General features: G+C 62.8%; 21 protein-coding genes. 4 read left to right on the forward strand and 17 right to left on the reverse strand.

All coding sequences use genetic code 11. The features are described 5' to 3' along the window. Positions 1 to 7: 7 nt before the first annotated feature. The 15 genes from O148_RS14190 to O148_RS18160 form a co-directional block, all read right to left on the reverse strand. Positions 8 to 757, reverse strand: a complete 750-nt coding sequence (locus O148_RS14190) for a cell division protein FtsQ/DivIB (protein ID WP_051619706.1) — start codon at positions 755 to 757, stop codon at positions 8 to 10. Next, positions 754 to 2,199, reverse strand: coding sequence for a UDP-N-acetylmuramate--L-alanine ligase (gene murC / locus O148_RS14195; RefSeq protein WP_051619707.1), 1,446 nt, complete (start codon positions 2,197 to 2,199; stop codon positions 754 to 756). Before murC ends, O148_RS14190 begins: the two co-directional genes overlap by 4 nt. Beyond that, positions 2,183 to 3,301 carry an undecaprenyldiphospho-muramoylpentapeptide beta-N-acetylglucosaminyltransferase gene (gene murG, locus O148_RS0101955; protein WP_026529587.1) on the reverse strand — a complete coding sequence of 373 codons (1,119 nt, stop codon included), beginning with the start codon at positions 3,299 to 3,301 and terminating at the stop codon, positions 2,183 to 2,185. The genes murC and murG overlap by 17 nt, the downstream gene beginning before the upstream one ends. Next, positions 3,298 to 4,608 (reverse strand): putative lipid II flippase FtsW, encoded by a 1,311-nt coding sequence (ftsW, locus tag O148_RS14200; RefSeq protein ID WP_169737491.1) that lies wholly within the window; start codon positions 4,606 to 4,608, stop codon positions 3,298 to 3,300. Before ftsW ends, murG begins: the two co-directional genes overlap by 4 nt. Before the next feature lie 10 nt (positions 4,609 to 4,618). Beyond that, positions 4,619 to 6,145: a UDP-N-acetylmuramoyl-L-alanine--D-glutamate ligase gene (murD, locus tag O148_RS0101965; protein ID WP_026529588.1), complete on the reverse strand. Its 1,527-nt coding sequence runs from the start codon at positions 6,143 to 6,145 to the stop codon at positions 4,619 to 4,621. Continuing rightward, the gene (gene mraY / locus O148_RS0101970; protein ID WP_026529589.1) at positions 6,127 to 7,233 is read right to left on the reverse strand and encodes a phospho-N-acetylmuramoyl-pentapeptide-transferase; all 1,107 of its coding nucleotides are present in this window, start codon (positions 7,231 to 7,233) and stop codon (positions 6,127 to 6,129) included. The genes murD and mraY overlap by 19 nt, the downstream gene beginning before the upstream one ends. Then, the gene (locus O148_RS0101975; RefSeq protein ID WP_026529590.1) at positions 7,230 to 8,684 is read right to left on the reverse strand and encodes a UDP-N-acetylmuramoyl-tripeptide--D-alanyl-D-alanine ligase; all 1,455 of its coding nucleotides are present in this window, start codon (positions 8,682 to 8,684) and stop codon (positions 7,230 to 7,232) included. Before O148_RS0101975 ends, mraY begins: the two co-directional genes overlap by 4 nt. Positions 8,685 to 8,689: 5 nt before the next feature. Further along, positions 8,690 to 10,270, reverse strand: a complete 1,581-nt coding sequence (locus O148_RS0101980; protein WP_205618158.1) for a UDP-N-acetylmuramoyl-L-alanyl-D-glutamate--2,6-diaminopimelate ligase — start codon at positions 10,268 to 10,270, stop codon at positions 8,690 to 8,692. 11 nt (positions 10,271 to 10,281) lie between these two features. Continuing rightward, the gene (locus tag O148_RS0101985; protein WP_026529592.1) at positions 10,282 to 12,072 is read right to left on the reverse strand and encodes a peptidoglycan D,D-transpeptidase FtsI family protein; all 1,791 of its coding nucleotides are present in this window, start codon (positions 12,070 to 12,072) and stop codon (positions 10,282 to 10,284) included. A 38-nt stretch (positions 12,073 to 12,110) separates the two neighbouring features. Beyond that, positions 12,111 to 12,731, reverse strand: a complete 621-nt coding sequence (gene ftsL, locus O148_RS0101990) for a cell division protein FtsL (RefSeq protein ID WP_026529593.1) — start codon at positions 12,729 to 12,731, stop codon at positions 12,111 to 12,113. Continuing rightward, positions 12,728 to 13,738 carry a 16S rRNA (cytosine(1402)-N(4))-methyltransferase RsmH gene (gene rsmH, locus O148_RS0101995; RefSeq protein WP_026529594.1) on the reverse strand — a complete coding sequence of 337 codons (1,011 nt, stop codon included), beginning with the start codon at positions 13,736 to 13,738 and terminating at the stop codon, positions 12,728 to 12,730. The genes ftsL and rsmH overlap by 4 nt, the downstream gene beginning before the upstream one ends. Before the next feature lie 144 nt (positions 13,739 to 13,882). Then, a complete protein-coding gene (mraZ, locus tag O148_RS0102000; protein WP_026529595.1) occupies positions 13,883 to 14,314 on the reverse strand; it encodes a division/cell wall cluster transcriptional repressor MraZ in 432 nt (143 codons plus the stop codon). A 335-nt stretch (positions 14,315 to 14,649) separates the two neighbouring features. After that, positions 14,650 to 15,024, reverse strand: a complete 375-nt coding sequence (locus tag O148_RS0102005) for a DUF3040 domain-containing protein (protein WP_026529596.1) — start codon at positions 15,022 to 15,024, stop codon at positions 14,650 to 14,652. A 141-nt stretch (positions 15,025 to 15,165) separates the two neighbouring features. Further along, positions 15,166 to 16,371 carry a DNA polymerase IV gene (gene dinB / locus O148_RS14205; RefSeq protein WP_051619710.1) on the reverse strand — a complete coding sequence of 402 codons (1,206 nt, stop codon included), beginning with the start codon at positions 16,369 to 16,371 and terminating at the stop codon, positions 15,166 to 15,168. 57 nt (positions 16,372 to 16,428) lie between these two features. After that, positions 16,429 to 16,554, reverse strand: coding sequence for a hypothetical protein (locus O148_RS18160; RefSeq protein ID WP_276203062.1), 126 nt, complete (start codon positions 16,552 to 16,554; stop codon positions 16,429 to 16,431). A 70-nt stretch (positions 16,555 to 16,624) separates the two neighbouring features. On the opposite strand from O148_RS18160, the gene O148_RS0102015 reads away from it, so the two are divergent. Further along, complete coding sequence (locus O148_RS0102015) at positions 16,625 to 17,155, forward strand: hypothetical protein (RefSeq protein ID WP_026529597.1); 531 nt, start codon at positions 16,625 to 16,627, stop codon at positions 17,153 to 17,155. Between the two features lie 129 nt (positions 17,156 to 17,284). Beyond that, the gene (locus O148_RS0102020; protein WP_240470762.1) at positions 17,285 to 18,268 is read left to right on the forward strand and encodes a polyprenyl synthetase family protein; all 984 of its coding nucleotides are present in this window, start codon (positions 17,285 to 17,287) and stop codon (positions 18,266 to 18,268) included. A 41-nt stretch (positions 18,269 to 18,309) separates the two neighbouring features. Here the strand turns inward: O148_RS0102020 and O148_RS0102025 are convergent, their stop codons facing one another. After that, positions 18,310 to 18,663 (reverse strand): Rv2175c family DNA-binding protein, encoded by a 354-nt coding sequence (locus O148_RS0102025; RefSeq protein ID WP_026529599.1) that lies wholly within the window; start codon positions 18,661 to 18,663, stop codon positions 18,310 to 18,312. 214 nt (positions 18,664 to 18,877) lie between these two features. Here O148_RS0102025 and O148_RS0102030 point away from each other — a divergent pair, with 214 nt between their 5' ends. Together O148_RS0102030 and O148_RS0102035 are read left to right on the forward strand one after the other, a co-directional pair. After that, positions 18,878 to 20,026, forward strand: a complete 1,149-nt coding sequence (locus O148_RS0102030; protein ID WP_240470763.1) for a lytic transglycosylase — start codon at positions 18,878 to 18,880, stop codon at positions 20,024 to 20,026. 72 nt (positions 20,027 to 20,098) lie between these two features. Next, the gene (locus O148_RS0102035) at positions 20,099 to 22,294 is read left to right on the forward strand and encodes a Stk1 family PASTA domain-containing Ser/Thr kinase (protein WP_026529601.1); all 2,196 of its coding nucleotides are present in this window, start codon (positions 20,099 to 20,101) and stop codon (positions 22,292 to 22,294) included. On the opposite strand, the gene O148_RS0102040 is transcribed toward O148_RS0102035, so the two are convergent. Beyond that, complete coding sequence (locus O148_RS0102040) at positions 22,291 to 23,691, reverse strand: class II 3-deoxy-7-phosphoheptulonate synthase (protein WP_420805739.1); 1,401 nt, start codon at positions 23,689 to 23,691, stop codon at positions 22,291 to 22,293. The genes O148_RS0102035 and O148_RS0102040 overlap by 4 nt on opposite strands. Positions 23,692 to 23,696: the final 5 nt, after the last annotated feature.

The following is a 23,696-nucleotide window of genomic DNA, read 5'->3' on the forward strand; positions in this document are numbered from 1 at the left end:
TGGCCGGCTAACGGGTCACCGGTGACTGCGGCACCGAGACATCGATCTGGGTCACCGGTGGATCTTGTGCTGGCTGCTTGAGCAGCACTCCCACGATGGCGGCCTTGAGCGCATTGTCTTCCGAGCTCCCCCACCGAATGACGATGCCATTATTGAGCGTCAGTTCCACCGAGGAACTGCTCTTGGCACTGGCTTTCGCCAATTGGTTGAGAAGCTCATCGGGGAGGGACTGAAGCACGGAGGTGATGGTGGAAAACACCTCGGACTGAGCCGCGGATTTACCCCCGTCGATCAGCGGCAATTTCGCCTCTTCTTGGCTCGCAACATTCTTCAACGGCACCCCGTTGCGGTCAATCAAGGTGAACGTATTGTCCACTTGCAGCACTGCCACCGGGCGGCGCTCGGTCACATCCACCACGAGTGTGGACGGCGGTTCGGCCGCGATGCGGATGTTTTGTACCGAGGAGACTTCCCCTAGCAGGCCGGATACGTCGGATTCGGTGATCTGGGTCAGCGGCGTCCCTTTGAGCCCCGCCAGCTTTTCCTGTAGTACGGGTTCGGCGGCAAGTTGTGCGCCCTGCACGCGAATGTCCTTAACGGCCAGCCAACCAGAGAATTGCGCCAGCGCGACGACACCGACCATGAGCGCGACAACCGTGGTAGCTACCCCGGCGATCACCAATCGCTTCTTCTTCCGCCCTGGAGCGCTGGCGTGCTCGGGAAAGGACAGCACCGTGGAATCGGAGGGCTCACTCATGACTCGGCACCCCGGCTCTCATCGCGGACCGCGTTCCCGGTAGCGTGACGGAGACCGTCCACCACGAGCGGACCAAGCTGGGTCACATCTCCGGCGCCCATCGTCAAAATAATGTCGCCGTCTTGCGCGGTTTGCAGCACCGCCGCGATCGCCTCCTCGCGTTCAGCGGCAACGAGAGCGTCCCCGGCAGACCGTTCGGTGATGAGCGCATTGCTCACCCCGGGAACCGGGTCTTCGCGGGCACCGTAAATGGGCAGCACCCAGACCCGGTCGGCTAATTGCAGCGCGTCGGCGAACTCGGCGGCAAACTCGCGCGTCCGGCTATACAAGTGCGGTTGGAAGAGCACCAGCACACGGCCGGAACCGGCAACAGCGCGGGCGGCCTGCAGGGCCACACGCACCTCGGTGGGGTGATGCGAATAATCGTCAAAGACCCGCACTCCCCCTGCTTCCCCTTTGAGCTCAAATCGGCGAGCCGCGCCGCTAAAGGTGCCCAACGCCGTCGTAATTTTTCCTGCCGAAACTCCGATGCTGCGCCCCACGCAGTAGGCGGCCAGGGCATTACGCATATTGTGCTCGCCGGGCACCTGAAGGTTGAGACGGTAATCCCCGCCCCACGCGCGATCCCGGATGCGAGAAGCGCTCCCCGCTCCGTGGGCCGTATACTCCATGAGCTGCACGTCGGCACCGGGGTCGGTTCCATAAGTGATGACCCGAACCTCGGGATGCGTCGCGATCAGGGACATGGCGCCGGGATCGTCGGCGCATACAATCAGCGTGCCGCCGGGCTGCAACTTGTCGATGAAGCGGTGGAAGGCCGCAAAGACGGCCTCGGCGCTGCCATAGTGGTCCAGGTGGTCGGCCTCGGCGTTGGTGATGACCTCGATGGCCGGGTCGAAATTCACGAAGGAACCGTCGGACTCATCGGCCTCGAAAACGAAGTCCTCGCCCTGCCCGTATTCCGCGTTGACGCCTAGGCTCGCGACGTTCCCGCCCACCGCGAACGAGGGCTCGGCGCCCGCATGCTGAAGCATAACGGTGACCATGGCAGTGGTCGTGGTCTTGCCATGGGTGCCGGCAATTGCGATTGGCCGTTTGCCTGTCATGGTGGCCGCAAGCGCCTCGGAACGGTGCAGCACGCGCGCGCCGGCAGCTCGGGCCGCGGCCAGCTCCGGATTGCTCTCTCGAATGGCGGTGGACACCACCAGCGTGGTGGCGCCGGTGACGTTCGCGGCATCGTGGCCAATGAAGATCCGTGCCCCCGCCTCGCGTAGCGCGCCGGTGGTTGCGGACTCCTGCGCGTCGGAACCGGACACCGTGACGCCCCGGGCCAGCAAGATGCGCGCAATGGCGGACATCCCGGCGCCGCCGATGCCGATCAGGTGCACATGCCCCAAGATGTCCGCGAGCGTCGGCGCGCCCGGCTCAGTGGTGGGTGTCATGGTGTTCCTTTGCTGTGTCCACAATGATCTTGGCCATTGCCGCCGCAGCGCCGCGGTGCGGCAGCGTCAGGGCGGCGCTTTCCATCCGGGTCAGGGCGGCGCCGTCTGTGACCAAGGGGAGGATGCGGGAGCGAATGGTGCTTGCCGTCAATTCCGCATCGGGGATGAGGATGGCCAGTCCGGAGTCAACCACGTCCTGCGCGTTCAGCGCTTGTTCGCCATTGCCGATGGGCAGCGGCACAAACACCGAGGGCACACCGACGGTTGCGACCTCGGCGACCGTATTGGCGCCGCTGCGAGCCAGGAGAAGATCGGCGGCGGCATAGGCGTCTGCCATACCATCCACGTATTCCACTTGCCTATAGCCCGGTGCCGTAAGGAGCGCGCCCGACTGGTTCCGCACCGCTTTGCCGGCCCCGGTGATATGCAGAATCTGGATTCCGGCCGCGGCCGCAACGGGTGCAACCTGCGCGATGGCCTGGTTGATGCTCTGCGCCCCGGAGGACCCGCCGGTGACCACCAGGGTCGGCAGGTCGGGGGCCAGACCGAGCCGCTCTCTGGCGGCGCGCCGCTCCGCGCGCCGGTCAATTTCGATGACCTCAGCGCGAACCGGCATGCCGATCAGTTTACCGCGGGCGATGCGTGTGGCCGCGAAGGTGGTGGCTACCCGGGCAGCCCACCGTGCGGCCACGCGGTTGGTGAACCCGGCCCGTGAATTGGCTTCATGAATGATGACCGGGATTCCGGCTCGGCGTGCCGCCAGGTACCCCGGACCGCTGACGTAGCCGCCCACTCCGACCACGACGTCCGCGTCCACATCGGCCAACACGGCCTCCGCTTCGGCCACCGCCTTCCACAATTGCCCTGGGACCTTCGCGAGTTGCGGGGTGGGGCGGCGCGGGATCGTCGCTTTGCGAATGGTGCGTAACGGGTAGCCGGCTTGCGGTACCAACCGCGCCTCTAGACCCTGGTCGGTACCGATCATGGTGATGCGCGCGTCGGGGTAGATGGCGCGCGCGGCGTCTGCCATGGCTAAGAGCGGAGAGACATGTCCAGCCGTACCGCCACCGACAAAAACTATGGACAGTGGAGGTGTGCTCATGCCGTGCTCGACTTCCCTGCTTTCTGGGTTCGGCCCGTGGCCGGGCGCGCGCCCTCGTGTGCGCCGATAATCTTTTGCTGGTCTCGGGTTTGCCGGGTGATGGCCAGTAGCACCCCGACCGCGAGAAGCGAGGACAAGAGCGCCGAGCCGCCATAAGAGACAAAGGGCAGCGGCACGCCAATGACCGGGAGCACACCGATGACCATGGCGACGTTGACCAGCGCTTGGAACACCAGCCAGGCCAAAATGCCGCCGACCACGGTGCGCTCAAACACACCGTGCTGGCGCACCAGCACGCGCACACCGGCAAAAAACAGCACCACGAAGAGCGCCACCACCACCAGCGCCCCGATCAGACCGAGTTCCTCCCCGATGATCGCGAAAATAAAGTCGTTGTGCGCTTCGGGAATACGGTTCCACTTTTGCCGGCTCTGTCCGATGCCCACTCCCCACAGTCCGCCGGTGCCTAAACCTTGCAGGGCGTTGGTGGACTGCATGCACTGATCGAATTCGCAATTGGTGCCAAGCCAGGCACCGATGCGGCTGGTGCGGTTGCCGCTCATGAGCGCCGAGGCACCGAGTATCACAGCACCGCCAATCATCAAGGTCGCAATGACCTTGAGCCGCACACCGGCAAAAAACATGCTGGCCAAGAGCACGGCGGCCACAATGGTGGTGGTGCCGAGGTCCTTGCCCAAGAGCACCAGAAGAATCGTCAGGATGCCCAGGACACCGACCGGCACCATCGCCACCGCGCTACGGTGCAGCTTCTTTGCTTGCTTGGCGTACACGGTACCGGCAAACACCACCAGGATGAGCTTGGCGAACTCCGAGGGCTGTAGCGACAGCCCGCCCGGAACTTCGATCCAGTTCTTGTTTCCGGCCACGCTCTTGCCCACTACTTGCACGGCTGCCAAGGCGATGAGGATCGCGATCATGGCCGCCGGTGCCACGCGTTTGATCAAGGTGAGGGGCAGCCGGGACACCACGAACATGGCGGCGACGCCAAGGATGGCGAAAAGGCCCTGCTTCATGAACACCGAGAGCGGGCCCGCGCCGGAGGAAATTTGTTCCACGCTGGAGGCCGAGAGCACCATCATGAGTCCAATACCGGTCAACGCCAGTGCGGAGCCCATGATCAGGTAGTAGCTGGTATCCGAGGACGTGCCTTCGACCCAGGACCAAAAACGCCGCCACTGCGAGGCGAACGTCACCGGGCGTCCAGTCTTCGGTGCTGACGCCTTCTTGGCCTTGGCGCCGTTTTTACGGGGGGAACGTGTTTGGGGTGGTCTTGTCTTGATCGCCACACGCTCTCCCTCACGTATTCGACCCAAGCAGCCTTTCCACTTGGGCGCGGAACTCGTCCCCTCGCTCGGCGTAGGACCGGAATTGGTCCTGCGACGCTGCGGCCGGTGCGAACAACACCGTGTCCCCGTCATGGGCTACGGTCTTGGCCGCTTCAACGGCATCAGACATCACGCGCTCGCCGAGCGAGGTCGAGTCTTCTTGTCCAGTGTGCCCCGGATCTATGCGGATCACGGGGACATCGGGCGCGTGTCGCCCGAGTGCGCCGGCTAGCTCTTCGCTGTCGGCGCCAATAAGTACGACGGCGGTCAGCCGCTTGGCATGTTCGCTCACCAGTTCGTTGTAGTCCACGCCCTTGGAGAGTCCTCCGGCAATCCAGACGACCGGGTCGAAGGCGGCCAGCGAGGCGGACGCGGCATGCGGGTTGGTGGCTTTGGAGTCGTTGACCCACACCACACCGTCTTTTTCGGCCACGGTTTCGATCCGATGCGCACCGGTTCTAAAGTTTTGGATGCCCAATTGCACCGCTGCCGGGCTGACCCCGATGGCGCGCACCAGGGCCGCTGCGGCCAAGGCGTTGGCGACCAGGTGCCGTGGGGCGCGCGGGCCGAAGTCGGCGAAGGTGGCGATCTCCGCCGCGGACGTCTGACGCTCGGGGATGTATGCCCGGTCCACCAGGACATCCTCGACTACGCCCAGCATCGATATGGACGGCATGCCGGTGGTGAAGCCGATCGCGCGGGCGCCTTCGATCACATCGGCCTCCATCACCATCTGCTCGGTGACCGGGTCCTCGACGTTGTACACGCACGCGATCTGGGTGTTGTGGTAGATCTTGGCCTTGTCCTCCACATAGGCATCAAAGTCCCCTGCGTACCAGTCGAGGTGGTCCTCGGCGACGTTCAGCACGGCGGCCGCAACCGGCGACATGGAACTCGTGTAGTGCAGTTGGAAGCTGGAGAGTTCCAGCACAAAATACTCGTACTCGGTGGGGTTGCGGATGGCGTCCAGAATGGGGGTGCCGATGTTCCCTACCGCTACTGCCGCGGCACCGGCGGCGAGGAGCATCGATTCGGCGAGCTGCGTCGTCGTGGTTTTTCCATTGGTTCCGGTCAGGGCCAGCCAGCTCGCAGTTTTTTTGCCGCGCCGCTGGCGCACCCGCCAAGCAAGTTCCACTTCGCCCCAGATCGGGATGCCTGCCGCGCTTGCGGCGCTCAACAGCGGCGCGTGCGGGGGCCAGCCGGGCGAGGTGACGACCAGTTCCGGGGATTGGCCGTCAATGAGGGGCAGTTCCTCGGTGTGTTCGGCGCCCAAGAGGATGTCCGCCGCCCCCACGATGCGCAGGGTGTCGGCGCGCTCTCGGGTTTCTTCGGTGTCCTTCCCATCGACGACGACCACCCTTGCGCCGAGCTCGATGAGCGTGTCCGCCACCGAGAAACCGGTGACCGAGATGCCGGTGACAAGCACGCGGAGGCCGGACCAGTCCGCGTCCCAGGAGGTGAGCTCGTCCAGTGGTGCGCTCACTGGCCGACCACCCATTCGGCGTAGAAGATGCCGAGCGCGATCGCGACGAAGAGGCCGCAGAGGATCCAGAAACGGACCACCACGGTCACTTGCGCCCAGCCCTTGAGTTCAAAGTGATGTTGTAGGGGCGCCATCTTGAAGAAGCGTTTACCGCCGGTGAGTTTGAAATAGCCCACCTGGATGATCACCGAAAGGCTGATCAGCACGAAGAGTCCGGCCAGGATGATGAGCAGCAGTTCGGTCTTGGACAGAATGGCGAACCCGGCGATGGCCCCGCCGATGGCGAGCGATCCGGTGTCGCCCATAAAGATTTGCGCGGGCGAGGTGTTCCACCAGAGGAATCCGATGAGCGCCCCGCAGAACACCGCGCCGATGAGGGCGAGGTCGAGCGGGTCGCGTACCTCATAGCAGACGCTGCCGAGGTTTCGGCCGGACCCGCAGGCCTGGCTTGTCTGCCAAATGCCCATGAGCATATAGGCGCCGAAAACCATGATGGAGGCTCCGGCGGCGAGACCGTCGAGACCGTCGGCCAGGTTCACGCCGTTGGATGCTCCGGTAATGATGAAGTTTGCCCAAATGACAAACAGGATGGTCCCGAGGACCGTCCCGGCGAAGGCGAGGTCTATTCCGGTATCGCGCAGGAAGGATATTTGGGTCGAGGCCGGGGTGACCCCTTGCGTGTTAGGGAACTGCAAGACCAGCACCGCAAAAATAATGCCGATCGCGGATTGCAAGGCAATTTTCCACCCGGCATTCAGGCCGAGACTGCGTTGGCGAGAACCCTTGATGAAGTCGTCGAGGAAACCGACGAATCCCATGCCGACCATCAGGAATAGCAAGAGCAGACCGGAGGCTGTGGGTCCGTTGCGCTCGGGGTTCATCAGCCAGGAGATGAGGTGCGCCAGAAAGTAGCCGCAGAGCACCGCGACAATGATGACGACCCCGCCCATGGTGGGCGTGCCGCGTTTGGTGTGGTGCGTGGTGGGACCGTCATCGCGCACAAACTGGCCGTAGCCGCGGCTGCGCTGGAAGCGGATGAAGAGCGGTGTTCCGGCCAAGGAGATCAGGAGACCAAGGGCACCGCCGGTGAGCAAAGTGATCATGGTGTGGATTCCCCCGACTGCGTTTCTTGGTGGCTAGCTTGTAATGCTATCCGATCTCCCAGGTGGCGTACCCCGGAAGAGTTGGAAGATTTAAAGAGGACCAGGTCTCCGGGCTGAAGGTGGTCGTTCAAGAACCGTTCGGCGTCCTCGAGTGTATCGACGTAGTTCGCTTCTTGGTCCCAGGACCCTTCCATCCAGGCTCCGGTGTGGATCGGTTTGGCGCCCGGGCCAATGGCGAGCACCTTGCTGATGTTCAGGCGCACCGCGGTGCGGCCAATCTCGTCATGGGCGCGGATGGAGTCCTCCCCCAGCTCCAGCATTTCGCCCAAGACGGCCCAGGTGCGGCGCTCGCGCCCCAGCTCGGCGAGCGTTTTGAGCGCGGCCCGCATGGATTCGGGGTTGGCGTTGTAGGCGTCATTAATGATGGTGACGCCGTCCGCGCGTTCGGTTCGCTCCATGCGCCAGCGGCTTTGCGGGCCCTGTCCATCTAGCGCCCCCGCAATGTCCGCTGTCGGCACTCCGGCGGCAAAGGCGGCAGCCGCGGCGGCGGCAATATTGCCCAGGTGGTGTTCGCCCAGAAGCCCGGCGGTGATCCGATAGTCCTCGCCGTTCGGGAAGGTGAGCGTGAAACGTGGAAAGCCGGCGTCGGTGAACTCGACCGCGGTGACTGTGACCTCGCCCGGGACCGGCTCTGTCGCCTGCGCGTCAAAGAACAACACCGGCGCGGCGGCGACCTCGGCCATGGCGCGTACGCGCTGGTCGGCCCGGTTGAGCACCACGTGCCCGTCGGTGCCAATGGCTTGCGCGAGCTCGCTCTTGGCTACCGCAATATTCTCGACGCCGCCGAATTCGCCGGCGTGCGCGGTTCCGACAAAGAGCACCACACCGATGTCGGGCCGCACCATGTCCGTCAAATAGGTGATGTTGCCGATCTTGGTGGCACCCATTTCAATGACCAGGTAGCGGGTGTCCAGGCTCGCATTAAAGACGGTGAGCGGGACCCCGACTTCCCCGTTATAGGAGCCGATCGGCGCGACCGTGGGCCCTTGGACGCTCAGAATCCCGGCGAGCAAATCCTTGGTGGTGGTCTTTCCGGCAGAACCGGTAATGCCAATCACGGTGAGTTCACCCTGTTCGCGGATCCGGGCAACCAGCGCCGCGGCTAGTTTCCCCATGGCAAGGACCACATCGGGTACGACGACGGCCGGTACCGTCTTCTCGCCTACCCTCAGTTCGCGTTGGGCTAGGACGAGCGAAGCGCCGCCCTGCAGTGCGGCCGGAACAAAATCGTGTCCGTCGGCGTGTTCGCCCGGTTTGGCGATGAACAGCGAGCCTTCGCGGACCTCGCGGGAGTCGGTGGTCGCCGAGGTGGCGGTTGCCTGGGGGTCGGTACCGGCAGCGAGCACACCGCCCGTCATGTCGGCAATTTCCTGTGCGGTCAGTTCAATCATGTCGGTTAGGACTCTATCGCGGGGTCAATGAGCTCAGAGAATCCAACTTTTTGCAAGGCGGCGCGCATCTGGACGCGGTCATCAAGTTCAATGTCTACCCCGCCAACGTCCTGGATGGTCTCGTGTCCGCGACCGGCAACCAGAATGGCGTCCTCGGCGTTGGCGAGAGCTGCGGCACGGAAGATGGCGTCCTGCCGAGGGGCGCTTTCGATCACGTCGACGAGCCCTTTTGCGACGCGCGGGTGCGCGTTTACCCCGTCCAGGACGTCGCGGCGGATTGCCGCCGGATCCTCGCCGTGCGGGTCGTCATCGGTGACAATGACCACATCGGCGTAGGTCGCGGCCACTTGTCCCATGATTTCGCGCTTGGTGGTGTCCCGCTCCCCCGTAGCGCCGAAAACAAGGATGGTTTTACCGGTCGTGCGGCTCGTGATGGACTCCAGGGCCTGCCGCATCGCATCGGGGTTGTGCGCGAAGTCGACCACGGCGGCCGGGTGTTCGGCGATAATTTCCATCCGCCCGGGGACCGCGCTGCGAAAAGGGTCCGAGGTATCCACGGCGCGTTGCAACTCGTCCGCGCTGACGCCCTGGGCGCGGACCATCGCTAGTGCAAGCGCCGCGTTGGCGACGTTGAAATGGCCGGGCAGGTGCACCGTTGCGCGAATACGATCGCCGGTGGAGGGTTGAGCGAGCTCGAACGTGTTGCCCAGGCCATGCGGGACAATGTTCTGGACCTGGAAGTCGGCGTCAATTCCCGGCAGCGTCGCGAGGGTCAGGGTCTCAAGTCCGGACTCTTGGGCGTGCTCAGCCATTTTGACTCCCCAGGGGTCATCCACGGTGATCACGGCACTGCGTGAGTGGGCGGGAGTGAAGAGCCGCGCCTTGACCGCGAAGTACTCGTCCATGCTGCCGTGGAGATCCAGGTGGTCCTGGGTCAGGTTGGTGAACCCCGCGACGCTGAAGACCAGGCCGTTGACCCGACCGAATTCCAGGGCATGCGAGGACACCTCCATGACCATGGCCGAGGCCTCGTTTTCGTTCATGCGTGCCAGCAAGGAATGCACTTGGGATGCTTCCGGAGTGGTGAGCAAGCTCGGGACGGGGGCAACGCCGTCGTGCATCTCAATGGTGCCAATGAGCCCGGCGCGCCGATGCAGGGAGGCGAGCAGGGCGCGCAGGAAAAAGGTGGTGGTGGTTTTGCCATTGGTGCCGGTGACCGCGAAGGTGTCCAGCGGCGTCTCGGCCGTGCGGTACATGCGCGCGGCAACCGTGCCGAGCAGCTCGCGCGGGTTGTCGGCGACCAACACCGGCACGGTATGTGTGTCCAGGATTCGCTGGCCGCCAGCGTCGGTAACGATCGCTACGGCCCCGTGCGCGACGGCCTGGGTGGCGAACTGCGCGCCGTGGGTTTTGGCCCCGGGTAACGCGAAGTACAGGTCGCCAGGTTGAACCGAACGCGAATCGACGGTGACACCGTGAGCGAGAAGAGACTGGGCATCGGCGGGCACCTGGAGTAGGTCGCTGACGGCGCTCAGCTCGATCGCGGGCTGAGCGGCGGGTCTCAGGGAAGAATCACGGTTCGTCACAGATATCTATGTTATTCGGCAGTCTTGGGGTAAATCGTCGGTTCGCCCGTGGACGGGGCGACCTTGTTCTGGATGAGCACTTGCTTCATGATGTCCTTGAACGCGGGGCCGGTGCTGGACTGGTTCATGGGCACCTTGGGGCGCTGGGTGGTCACCACTACGATGTATTGCGGGTCGTCCATGGGGGCGATGCCCGCGTAGGTGATCGTGGTGCCTTCGTAACCGCCATTGGGCGAGGGCGCCTCCGCGGTACCGGTTTTTGAGCCGACGCGCCACTGATCCAGGGCCCCTGCGCGGCCGTAGCCGTCCTTGGTGCCGGTTTCTAGCAAGCCGTCCATTTTTTTGACGGTGTCTTCGGAGAGGATGCGGGTTCCGGGGTCGCGCTCTGCCTTGGTTTCGGTGCCGTCCGGGGCGATATAGGAATCCACGAGCTGCGGGGTCTTGATCACACCGTCATTGGCGATCGCCTGGTACTGCATCGCGGTGTGCAGCACCGTTTGCGAAATGCCTTGACCAAAGAGGACGGTGTATTGCTGGCGGTCATCCCATTCTTCTGGTTTTGCGAGGTAACCGGGCGTGCTGCCTTGGAGTCCGATGTCCAGCATCTTGTTGGCGCCGAATTTGGTGAGCCAATCGTAGCGTTGCTTTTTGGTGAGCAGGTCGCCGATCTGAACGGTTCCGGTGTTCAACGAATCGGCGAAGATGCCCGCGACGGTGCTGTTGATCGTCGGGTGCTCTGCGTAGTCCTTGAATTCCTGGCCGCCGATGGTGAAGCGGTTGGGTGTGTTGAAGGTGCTGAGCGGCCCGATTTTGCCTTCTTCCATGGCCGCGGCAATGGTGATGAGCTTGGTGGTGGACCCGGGCTCGATGGCGGCGGTGGTGCACATGGACTGGCGGAAGTCGGTTTCGGTTTTGGCCGGGTCATTCGGGTCCATGAAGGTGGAGTCGGCGAGGGCGACGATCTCGCCGTTCTTTTTCATGACGACGGCGCAGGTCCAGTCGCCGGAAAGGGCCGTATTCGCGGAGGCGACGTACTGCTGGGCGGCGAACTGTATGTCTTTATCCAGGGTGAGTTTGACCGTGCTGCCGTTGACCGCAGGGGTGTCTTCCTTGGACGAGAACGGAATCAGGATCCCGTCGCCGCCGATCTCATAGGTGCGTTTGCCGGGAGTGCCGGTGAGTTTTTCGTCTTGGCTGCCCTCGAGTCCGGCCTTGCCGTCGGAGAAGACGTATCCGAGCACCTGCCCGGCGACCGGACCATTGGGATAGGTGCGCACATCGACCTGGTTGGCGACCAAACCCGGAAGGCGAAGTGCGAGGGCCTTGTTCTTGATGTCAGGGGTGACCGTCTTCGCGATCATCGAGTACTGCTTGGTGCCAATGACCGCTTTGCGAACGTCCTCTTCTTTGAAACCGAGCACCCCGGCAAGTTCTTTGATTCCTTGGTCGACGCTGATGTCGATTTCCTTGCCGGTATTGGGGTCTTCGCGGCGGAAGGTTTTGTCATCCCCGGTGACCTGGGCGAAGGCTTCTTGGCTGATCACCAGGTCATAGCGCTCCACGCTTTGCGCCAAGACTTCGCCATCCTGATCCACGATGGACCCGCGCAACGGCTGAATGGTCTCTTCACGCAGCCGCAGATTCTGGGCCGCTTGCGCCATGTTTGCGCCTTCCAAGATCTGAATTTGGAAGAGGCGGGCGGTCACAATCAAGAGCAGGACCAAAATGATCGCGGTGGAAAATCTGACGCGTCGGCGGGCGGAACGCAATTGATCGCTAGTGTTGGACGGTGAGGTGGCCACGGGTGATCATCCTAGGGTTGGCGGCTGCGGTCCTGGTGTTAGCGTTGCTTGGGAGCAGGGATGCTACCGCCGTTGAGGTCGGCCGGTTTCGGCTCGGCAGCTGCGGGAGCATCGTCCTTTTTCTCCTTGTCGGCGCCTTCAGCAGGCTTCTCTTCCACGGAGGAGGCACTTTGGGGTTTAGTGCCATCCAAAATCACGGCTGGTGCGCCCATGAGGTTGCGCAGCGGATCGGCCTTGACCGCGGGCTCCGGGTTTCCGGTGACGCTACCCTTTTCCACATCGATGGACCCCACAGAGGTACCAACCGTCATTCCTAATTGTGAGGCTTGTTGGTACAAATTCGAGGGAGCCGCGTAATTGTCGGCCTGTTGCGTCAGCGACTGATTGGATTCCACGAGTTTGTCGCGCTGAGATTTGAGTTCCACGAGCTGGTATTGGCTGGAGGACACCGCAATATTGACGGTCAATACAGTTGCCATGGCGGCGACCAGGATCAGCATGATCCAGACGGCGAGCGGCGGGCGGCGGCGCTTAGCCGGTGCGGGCACCACCGCGAGCGGGGAACGGGGGCGCGTGGACTGGGTGCGGGTACTGCTCGGCGCCAGGGCGGTGTTGCCGCGCACTGACGTGGTGGTCCCTACAGCTGGCATCGCACTCATGATGCCCTCCTTTCCGTGATGCGCTCGACCGCGCGAAGTTTGGCCGAAGCGGCCCGGGGGTTATCGCTGATTTCTTCCTCGCTGGGCTTGCCGGTGCCCTTCACGAGGCTTTTGAGGTATGGCTTGTGTTCGTCCAGCTCGACCGGGAATCCGGCTGGCGCGCTGGAGACGAGTCCTTCTGCGAAGGCGTGCTTGACGATCTTGTCTTCTAAGGAGTGGTAGGACAGCACCACAATGCGGCCGCCCACGCCGATCGCGTTGATCGCTGCAGGCATGGCGCGGGTGAGCACGTCGAGTTCCTCGTTGACTGCGATGCGCAATGCTTGGAACGTGCGCTTGGCGGGATGGCCGCCGGACTTGCCTGCCGCGGGCGGAACCGCCGCCCTGATGACCTCCACGAGTTGAGCAGTGGTTGCAAACGGTGTCTTCTCCCGGCCCTGGACAATGGCGTGCGCAATCCGGTGCGCGAACTTTTCTTCGCCCCAGGTGCGAATGATGCGCCGGAGTTCCTCCAGGCTGGCGGTATTGACCAGTTCTGCGGCGGTGATCCCGGTGGTGGTGTCCATGCGCATGTCCAGCGGCGCGTCGAAGGAGTACGCGAAACCGCGGTCGACTTCATCCAATTGAAGCGAGGACACGCCGAGGTCGAAGAGGACGCCGTCAACGCTTTCCATGCCCAGACCGTCCAGCGCTTCCCGGATGCCGTCATATTCGGTGTGAACCAGGTGCACGCGATCGCCGAAGGGTGCCAGTCTGGCGCCGGCGAGCTCGAGTGCTTGCGTGTCCCGATCCAGGCCGACCACCGTGAGCTCGGGAAAACGGGAGAGCAGCGCTTCGGTGTGGCCGCCCATACCGAGCGTCGCGTCCACGATGACGGGGGTCCGGCCAGCCGCGGCGGCCGCGCTGATTGCCGGTTCGAGAAGTTGGATACTGCGGGAAAGGAGGACGGGGACGTGGCGCTCGGCGGTGGGCTTGGTGTTCTGCCCGGCGCGGCGGTGTGCGTCCATGTGTCCTCCTTCCAGACTGTTGTGTATCCGGTGATGGGTGCTGATTTCAGATCCCCCTCCACTTGTGGCTCTTGGCACCGGGGAAGGTGTGCCAAGCTCCCAACAGGTGGCTGGAGATCTCAAACCAGCACATGGACTTCTCGGTTAGAAGAAGCCCGGTATGTCTAGCTCGTCGGTTTCGGAGAACTGGGTCTCCTTTTCATTCAGGTAGGTAACCCAAGCGCCCTGATCCCAAATTTCCGCCCTGGTTCCCGCGCCAATGACGGCGAGTTCCTTGTTCAGACCGGCGTACTGGCGTAGCGCCGAGGGGATCGTGATGCGCCCTTGCTTATCCGGCATCTCGTCCGATGCCCCGGAGAGGAACACGCGAATGTAGTCACGAGATGTTCGCGAAGAGATGGGGGCGTTTCGCAACTGCTCATGCATCCGCTCGAACTCCTTGTGGCTAAAGACGTAAATGCACCGCTCTTGACCACGAGTGAGTACAAGCCCATTGGAAAGCTCGTCTCGAAACTTGGCCGGAAGGATGAGGCGGCCCTTCTCGTCCAGGCGCGGCGAATGCGTACCTAAGAACATGTGCCACCCCCTTCGATCGAGTCACCACATTCCTCTACCTTGCTCCACTTTACTCCACAATCCTCCCCCGTCAATCGGTTTTCGGGTGGGCGACACGTTTTTCTTGAGACGAATCCGCGCGGGCACGGGGATGCGGCGTGGTGGTGTGAAGTGGAGGGTTTTCCGCGCACCCCCTCGTTTCGCATCCCCGTACCGCACTTTCATCCCCGCATACGGCTCGTGAAATGCGCTCAGGGGATGCGAAACGAGGGGGTGGGGAGGAAAGTGGAGGGCACAAAAAAGGCCCACCCTTCCGTGGGGGTGAGCCTATTGGTGAGTGAGAGGGCTATGCCGCGTTACTGATCACGGCGGCGTTCGTCCCATTTGTTTTCGAGATCGCTCATGAACTTGCTCTTAGGTGTGGTGGCCGGCTGCCGCTTGGGCCCATCGGCCTTGGGAGCGGACGCTTTTGACGTGCGGCTTGTCGCGAACCAGACTCCGAGGCCCATCACGACAAATCCCAGTACACCGACCACGATGAGTTGGATTGAGATGCCAAAGATCAGCGTGGCAATACCGGCGAGCGTGATCAGCGCGCCGATCAAAATGCGCCGAGTGGAGAAACCTCCCGGGCGCGCGGACCCAAAGGTATTCGCTAGCTTCGGGTCATCCGCCTTGAGCTGCAGTTCAAGTTCGTCCAGCAAACGCTGTTCGTGCTCCGAGAGTGCCACTGCGGGCCTCCTTGCCAATGGATCTTGGTCAACGATCACTCACCGCTCCAAAGAGTTGTGGTCCCTTTATTCTAAGCCGAATCCGCGCCGCGCGAAACACCATTAGTCTGCGGGTGAACGCCGCCAGCGCACACGCGCGATTCAGCCGTCCGCTTTGCCGTTCTCCGCATGTGCTCCCGACCCCGATTTCGGCGACTTGAGCAATCGCGCAGGCACCACCCCGATGCCGCCAAATTTGTCGGCAATATCATCGCTCACCTGGTCCACGTGCTTCCAGGCTTCATCGTGCGGATCGATGCTCAACTGCTCGAAACTCCCCGCACGCTCGCGCAGAGCCTCCAACCGCACCCCAATCAGCCGGATTGGAGCCGGGAAGGGCTCGAGGCGGCGCAAGAGGCTCCGGGACCTCTCAAAAATGTCCTGGGTTCGATCGCTCGCCTCGGTCAAGGTGGTGTTGCGGGTGATGGTGCTGAAGTCGGAGTACCGCACCTTGATCGACACGCGCGAACCTTGAAACCCCGCGGCTCGCGCCCGAGATCCGACTTTCACACTCAAACGCAAGAGTTCGCGCTCCAACTCCCCCACGTCATCGATATCGGTTGCGAAGGTTTCCTCAGCTCCGATGCTCTTATCGACGCGTGCGGAGGTGACCGGTCGCGGATCGCGCGCCCACGCGAGATGGTGTAAATGTTCGCCGGTGGCCCCCAGCGACTTGACCAATTGCGATACCGGAATGTGCGCGAGGTCTGCGACGCTGAGAATCCCAAACCGTTCCAGCCGTTCGGCCGTCTTCGCTCCCACGCCCCAGAGCGCCCTCACCGGCAGACTTTGCACATAGGCCACCTGTTCGCTGCGCGGGATCACCAAGAGGCCCTCCGGTTTAATGCCGGTGGAGGCAATTTTGGCCACAAATTTACTGGGCGCCACCCCAATACTGGCGCTCAGTCCGGTGCTTTCAAAGATCGCGGCGCGCAGCTCCATGGCTATCGCGAGCGGCGAGCCCAGCCGCCGAACAGCGCTGCTTACGTCGATAAATGCCTCATCGATACTGACCTTCTCCACAATCGGTGTCACCTCCGCCAGTACCGCGCCGAACAGCGCGGAATAGTGGCGGTATTTCTCAAAATGAGGTTCGACGGCGATGGCATGCGGGCATTTCCGAAGAGCCTGAGCAACGGGCATGGCAGAGCGCACCCCGAAGGCGCGGGCCGGGTAGTTTGCCGAGGTCACCACCGAGCGCGGACCGCGGCCGGCGACAAACATCGGCACGTCCTTGAGCTCGGGGCGGTCCAAGATTTCCACCGAGGCAAAGAACGCGTCCATATCGATGTGAAAGATGGTTCCCATCCCGAGCTTTTCGAGCAGTGGGACTTCCGGGACATCGGCAACGACGCGACTGGGCTTTCACGCAGCTAAGCCGTGGAAGCTTGGCTCGGGAACGTGGACGGTGTGAAGATCGTTACCCGCGACAAAGCTGAATCGGTCCAGGTTCACTTGACTTCCTGGGTCGGAGGGCGCCGAAGAATTCACGGCTTAATTCTATGGTTGCTTAGACTGGAAGAGCCGATAGTTGACGGCATCCCAACCCCCTGGAGTTCTCATGCGCATCCGCACACCATTAGTTCTGGCCGCCGCGCTGGCCGTTGTCCTCACCGGGTGCACCCCTGGCGGGTCCGAGCCGTCCGCGTCCAACTCCCCCTCCGGGAGTGCAGCGACAAGTTCCAGCGATCCTTCGGACGTGGTGGCGACTGGCGAGGCATCAACGCAAACTTCGGCACCGACCGCCCCGGCGCAACTCCCCTCGGGATTCCCCCAAGGTCTTTTCCCGGTGATGGACGGAGCGACGCTCGTGGACGCCACGGTGTCCCCCGCCGACTCTGCCGCAGGCACCGTCACGGTATCCATGGTTCTGACCTCCGGCGCAAACCCACCGGACACCCTCGCTTACTATGACAAGGTCATCACCGATCAAGGTTTCACCGTCACTACCCAAAACAACGGCGCCAATACCTTCAGCCGCGACTACCTCCGCGCCGACGGCAAGGAAAGCGTGAACCTGAGCATTAATTGGCCCTCCGACATTGTGACCGTCACACTGGGCGCCAATCTGCTACCGGGCTCGGTCAAATAAATGGGGGGATCCCGCACGGAGCACGAGGCGCTGTCACGCGAATTTGTGGCCGAACTCAATCGCTCGATCACTGAGCACTGGGCATCGCAGCGACGCGCGCTAGCGCATCTCGGCGACGAAATTTCTCCCATGTTCGACGCTCTTGAACGCCTGAGCAACGGCGGGAAACGGATGCGGGCGCTCTTGGCATACTGGGGATGGCGCTCCGCCGCCTACGCAACCGGGCGAGTACCGGATTCGGGTGCAGATCCGGTTACGCTCGGCATGTCGCTGGAACTCTTCCATGCCGCAGCGCTCATTCATGACGATATTATTGACCGCTCTGACACGCGCAGGGGCGCACCCAGCGTCCACAAGGGCTTTGAACGCCTACACCAGCGCGAGGGCTGGCACCTGGATGCGGGTCGTTTTGGCATGGCCGCCGGAATCCTCACCGGAGACCTTTGCCTGGCCAGCAGCGAAGAACTCTTCGGTTCGCTCTCCGAATTCAGCCCGCACTTTGCGGCCGCACGTACCCGGTTCAATCTGATGCGCAGTGAAGTCATGGCCGGGCAGTATCTCGATGTTCAGGAGGAAGCCGTCGGACCCGGGTATGAACCAGAACATGCGGTCAACCGCGCCATGAATGTGTTGACCTATAAGTCCGCTCAGTACTCGGTGGTTCACCCGCTTATTCTCGGCGCCCTTCTTGGCGGAGCCGATTCCGCATTGACGGCCGGTTTGGAAGAGTTCGCCCTACCGGTGGGCAAGGCATTTCAGTTGCGGGATGACGTTCTCGGCGTGTTTGGCGACCCCAAGGTGACCGGGAAACCGGCGGGCGACGATGTGCGCGAAGGAAAACGCACCGTCTTAATAGCGCACACCCTCGCCGCCGCGACGCCACAGGAACGCGAGTGGCTCGGGCGGGAATTGGGGCGCGCCGACTTGAGCGCGCAAGATATCGACGCGGTGCGCCGCTTAATGGAAGACACCGGCGCCCTGGCAGCGACCGAGTCCCTGATCGACCAGCTTCGCGTGCAGGCCGAGCAAGCGCTGAGATCCTTGAACGTGGACGAACTGACGCGGGCGGCCCTGTCCGATGTTGCCGTCGGCGCCATGTCGCGTGCCGCGTAGCGGCTCAGCCGGGCGCTCGAAGCACCTCAGTCACAGGCAAGCTACCAAGCTAAGGCTTGGGCGCGCCGTCGTACCTCTGTTTTTTTGCCGCTTCTCAGCGCATCCATGGGTGTGCCGGGAAGCGAATCATCCGGGGTGTGTAGCCAGATCACGAGTTCCTCGTCGCTGAAACCGGAATCGCGCAGCAAGGTGATGGTGCCGTGAAGTGCGTCAAGGGGCGCGTCACCGTCCAGGAAATCGGCCGGAATCTTGCGCACCGGAGGCTCGCCGACGCGCAACGCCACGAGCCGTCCCTCATTGATGAGCGCATGAACTCGGGTGATTTTGAGGTCGAGGCGCTCGGCCACGGTGCGTAAATCGAGCCACTCGCCGACTATTTCTTCAACTTTTTGCACCGTTTAAGCGTGCCATAGGTCCCCGGCGCCGGGCGAATGGCAGGGATCCTGCCCGGCGCGACACGCCGAGGGGTCAGAATAATTGTCATTTTCGTCTTTTGCGCTACGCCGCAATCGTGTACATTCGCTTAAGTCACATTTGCATCACAAGTAACACCAGCAACTGGAGTCTCGCGCGCCCCGCGCTGAATCCGGATTGAAGAGAGGTTCCCCCGTGTCGAATGCCCCCCGTGAGACCCGTGTGTCTGGCGCCGCCGCCCGCCGCCTTCGACAGAGCGCGCCGTTTGTTGCGGCCGCCACCGTGCCTGCCGTGATGTTGACCGGTGTGGGCACTGCGCAAGCGGCCGAGCCCGCTCCGCAGATGAGCGCCGGTGTGCAAAAACTTATTGCCGCGCATCAAGCGAAATTTGGCGGGGCCGCCACCGGAGTGCCGGCCAACCAGCTTGCCGCTCTAGTTAAGAGCGATGTAGGGAGCGTCGCTGCGCCCGCCGAATACACGGTGCGCGAAGGCGACACCGTCACCTCCATCGCCTTGGCGTTTGGGCTGGATTTTCAAGAGATTCTGCGTCAAAACAATTTAGGTGCGTCCACGTTGATCTTCCCCGGTGACGTGCTAGTCCTGGGTTCAGGAGGCGAGGCGCCTAGCGGTGGTGCGGGCGATGCCGGCGGCGCGGGCGCTCAGGGTGGCTCGGGCGGCGAGTATGTGGTTCAGGAAGGGGACACGGTCAGCGCCATCGCGGTGAAAACCGGTGTTGATCAGCAGACGATCCTGAACGCTAATGGCTTGCAGATCAACAGCCTGATCCATCCCGGGCAAAAGCTCTCGCTGGGCGCGGGAATCTCGGTGCAGGGCGGCGAATCCGCTCCCGCCGAGGACCTGGTGCCGGATTCCTTTGGCGGAGTGACCTACCCGGATCATGTGGTCGAGGACGCGAATACCAATAAAGCGGCGCTGCTGAACTCAGTGCAGCCCAGCCAAGACGAGATGCGCTCGATTGTGGTGCAGACCGCCTACGATCTGGGCGTGGACCCGGTCTTGGCGCAAGCCATCTCCTTCCAAGAGTCCGGATTCCAGCAAACCGCGGTATCCCCCGCGAACGCCATTGGCGCCATGCAGGTCATCCCCAGCACCGGCGAATGGGCGTCCGAACTGGTGGGCCGAGACTTAAATTTGCTCGACGCCGGGGATAATGCCGCCGCCGGTGTCGCGGTCTTGCGCGCTCTTGTCGCCTCGAGCTCCAGCCTCGAAGAGGCCATTGGTTCCTACTACCAAGGCCAGGGCTCCATTCGCGAACGCGGCATGTATGAGGACACCAAGCAATACGTGGAAAACATCAAGAGCCACATGGAGAGCTTCCGCTAGTCCGCGTTGCTGTTTGGGCCCGATACGGTGTTGATGCACAGGAGCACGGCAGAGAAACCGTAGTATCGAAGAGTGCAAGAAAACGCCACCGATCACCTCACCGGGACGATCCTTGACGGTCGCTACCGGGTCAACGCCAAACTCGCGCGCGGCGGAATGTCAACGGTTTACGTTGCGACCGCCGTGCGTCTTGAGCGCGACGTTGCGCTGAAAGTGTTGCTCCCGCACCTGGCCATGGACCCGCAAGCCGTGGACCGTTTTGAGCGGGAAGCGAAGAGCGCTGCACGATTGTCTCACCCCCATGTCGTCGGGGTCATCGATCAGGGCATCGATGGGGATGTTGCCTATTTGGTGATGGAATACGTGCCCGGTTCCACCCTGCGCGAATTGCTTCAGGACAAGGGTGCTCTGACGCCGCGGCAGGCCCTGGCGCTGATCGATCCGGTCGTGGAGGGGTTGGCCGCCGCCCATGAGGCCGGGCTGATCCACCGCGACATCAAACCCGAAAACGTGCTGCTGGGTCACAACGGCAGTATCAAATTGGCCGACTTTGGACTCTCCCGGGCGGTCACCGCCGCGACCCAAACCGCGACCTTGGTGGGCACCGTGGGATACCTCTCCCCCGAGTTGGTGCAAAAGTCAGAGGCCGATACCCGCAGCGACGTGTATGCCGTGGGCGTCATGCTTTATGAGCTGTTGACCGGAAGCCGCCCCTTCACCGGGGATATGGCGGTGCAGGTGGCGTTTGAGCATGTCAATTCACCGCTTCCGGATCCGCTGGAACTGGCGCCGGGACTCCCCGAGGAACTCGTGGAGCTATTGCAACAAGCGACCGAGAAAAATCCGGACGACCGGCCCGTCGACGCCTCCGCCCTCCTCGAGGAGTTGCGGCACTTGCGCTCCTCGTTGACGCCGGAAGAATTGGATGCCGTCCCTCCGGCCGCCCGGAAAATGGCGGGAATGTCCCCGACCGGTGGTGCGGCCACCAACTCTGCGGCCGCCAACTCTGCGGCAGACGCCCCTCCGGCTGACCACTCTGCGGCAACCGAAGTTCTCGGTTCTCCGACCGGCGCCGCGGGGGCCCTGTCCGATGACACCGTAGTGCTCCACCCCGAAAGCGGGGCTACCGGTGCGGGCGGGGAGAACCCGACCACCATCATGAACGCGGGCTTTGCTCCCACCACCGCCCTGGACTTGCAGCCTAAGCTCAGTCTGAACGATGAGAGCGGCCCCGTACTCGGCAATGTTGTGCAGACAGATCCGAACGCACCGGACGCCGCGCCCCGCCCACTGTCAAAGCGTGAAGCAAAGGCGGCCCGAAAACTGGCCGCAAAACAGGCCGCCACCCCCACGCATGAACTGGAAAACGGTCAGCCGCGCCGGCGCGCCGCGCTGTGGATCATTGTCATCGCGCTCTTGGCCGTTCTCGGCGGTATCGCCGCTTGGTTCTTCGGAGCCGGCCCCGGGGTCTCAGTCACCATCCCGGAAGTGCGCGGCGCCAACGCCCAAGAAGCCACCGCCACGCTGGAAGATCTCGGGCTCCCGATCCGAACGCAAGAAGTCTTTGATGAGGAGGTCGCCTCGGGAAAAGCGGCGGGCACCGAACCGGGTGCCCAATCCAGCATTCGACGGTTTGAGGGGATCACGTTACTCATTTCCAAGGGTCCACAGCTCTTCGCGGTTCCTGACCTCGCCGGAAAATCCCAAAATGACGCCAGCAATATGCTTGCGGACGCCGGGCTGAGCACCGGGGCGGTCACTCAGGAGTATTCCGATACCGTTCCCGAGGGGCAGGTCATCTCCCAGGACCCTAAAGCACAGGCGCAGGTTCGCGGGAAAACCCCGGTAGCCCTGGTGATTTCTCGCGGCGTACAACCGGTCCCGGTACCCGATCTGAGCGGCAAGACCGTCGACGAGGCGACAACCGCCCTCGCCGACGTTGGACTGAAAATCCAAGTGACACCGGAACGCGTCTTTGACAAGAACGTCCCCGACGGAAAGATCGTCTCCCAGGATCCGGCTACCGGAGCGCAAGCGCCGAAAGGTTCAGCAATTACGGTGGTGGTGTCCAAGGGGCCGCGAATGATCGACATCCCGCAAAACTTGGTGGGCAAGCAAGAGGCCGAGGTCAAGCGGGCGCTGGAACAGTTGGGCTTCACGGTCGAGGTTCAACGCTACCTCGGCGGCATCTTCGGCACCGTACGCAGCATTGAGCCCTCGGGGCCAAGTGCTCCCGAGGGCTCAACGATCACGCTTTTGGTTGTCTAACCGGCGTATTTCTTGGTCAGCGATTCGGCCACCAGAAATGCCAATTCCAAGGACTGCATATGGTTCAGGCGCGGATCGCACACGGTCTCGTAACGGTCTTCAAAGGCCGCCTCATCGATCGGATCTGAGCCGCCCAGGCATTCTGCGACGTCATCACCGGTCATTTCCACCAGCATGCCGCCCGGGAACGTACCCAAGGATTCGTGCACCTCGAAGAAACCGCGCACCTCATCCATGACGTCATCAAAGCGGCGCGTCTTGTAACCATTAGCGCTCGTGACGGTGTTGCCGTGCATCGGATCGGTGATCCACAAAACCTGGGCGCCGGAGTCCTTGACGGCCTGCACCAATGCCGGGAGCTTCTCCCGAATATTCTGCGCGCCCATCCGAACAACAAAGGTCAACCGGCCCGGCTCGCGCTCCGGATCGAGTTTCTCGATGTACCCCAATACCTCTTCTGGGGTGGTGGTGGGCCCCAGTTTGATGCCGATGGGGTTGCGGATGCGGGACATGTAGTCCACGTGCGCGCCGTCGAGGTCGCGCGTGCGCTCCCCAATCCACACAAAGTGCGCCGACGTGTTGTACGGAGTGTGCGTTCTCGAGTCAATGCGGGTGAGGGCGCGCTCGTAGTCAAGCAATAGCGCCTCATGGCTGGAGTAGAAATCCACCTTTTTCAGGGCGTCAAAATCGGCGCCGCACGCCTCCATGAACTTCAGCGCCCGATCGATATCGCGGGCCGTCGTTTCGTAGCGCGAGTGCGCAGGGTTACGCATGAATCCGCGATTCCACTGGTGCACCGAGCGCAAGTCCGCGAAACCGCCTTGGGTGAAGGCGCGAATCAGATTCAGCGTCGAGGCGCTGGTGTGGTATGCCTGCACCATGCGGCGCGGGTCATGGGCGCGGGATTCTTCGGTGAACTCGAAGCCGTTCACGATATCGCCGCGGAAGGCGGGCAACGTCACGCCGTCACGAGTCTCGGTGTCCGAAGAGCGCGGCTTGGCGAACTGCCCGGCCATGCGGCCCATTTTGATGACCGGCAGCGAGGCGCCGTATGTCAAGACGACTGCCATCTGCAACAGGGTGCGGACGCGGGCGCTAATTTTGTCGGCGGTCGCGTCGCTGAAGGTTTCCGCGCAGTCACCGCCAATGAGCGCAAAGGCCTTGCCCTGAACGGCGGCCGCCAATTGCTCGCGCAGGTCATCTACCTCGCCCGCAAATACCAGCGGCGGCAAGGTATTGAGTTCACGCACGGTGGACTCAAACTCTGGGTGATCTTGCCAGCTCGGTTGTTGCTTGATGGGCAGCGCGCGCCACGAATCCAAGCCAGGATAGTCAGCGGCAACCGGGCTGTTGGCGCTCACACTGGTCAGGGTTCTGGGTTCGCTTTGCACGTCAATCACCC

It is taken from the genome of Haematomicrobium sanguinis DSM 21259, assembly GCF_000688395.1.
GTDB classification, from domain to species: domain Bacteria; phylum Actinomycetota; class Actinomycetes; order Actinomycetales; family Micrococcaceae; genus Haematomicrobium; species Haematomicrobium sanguinis.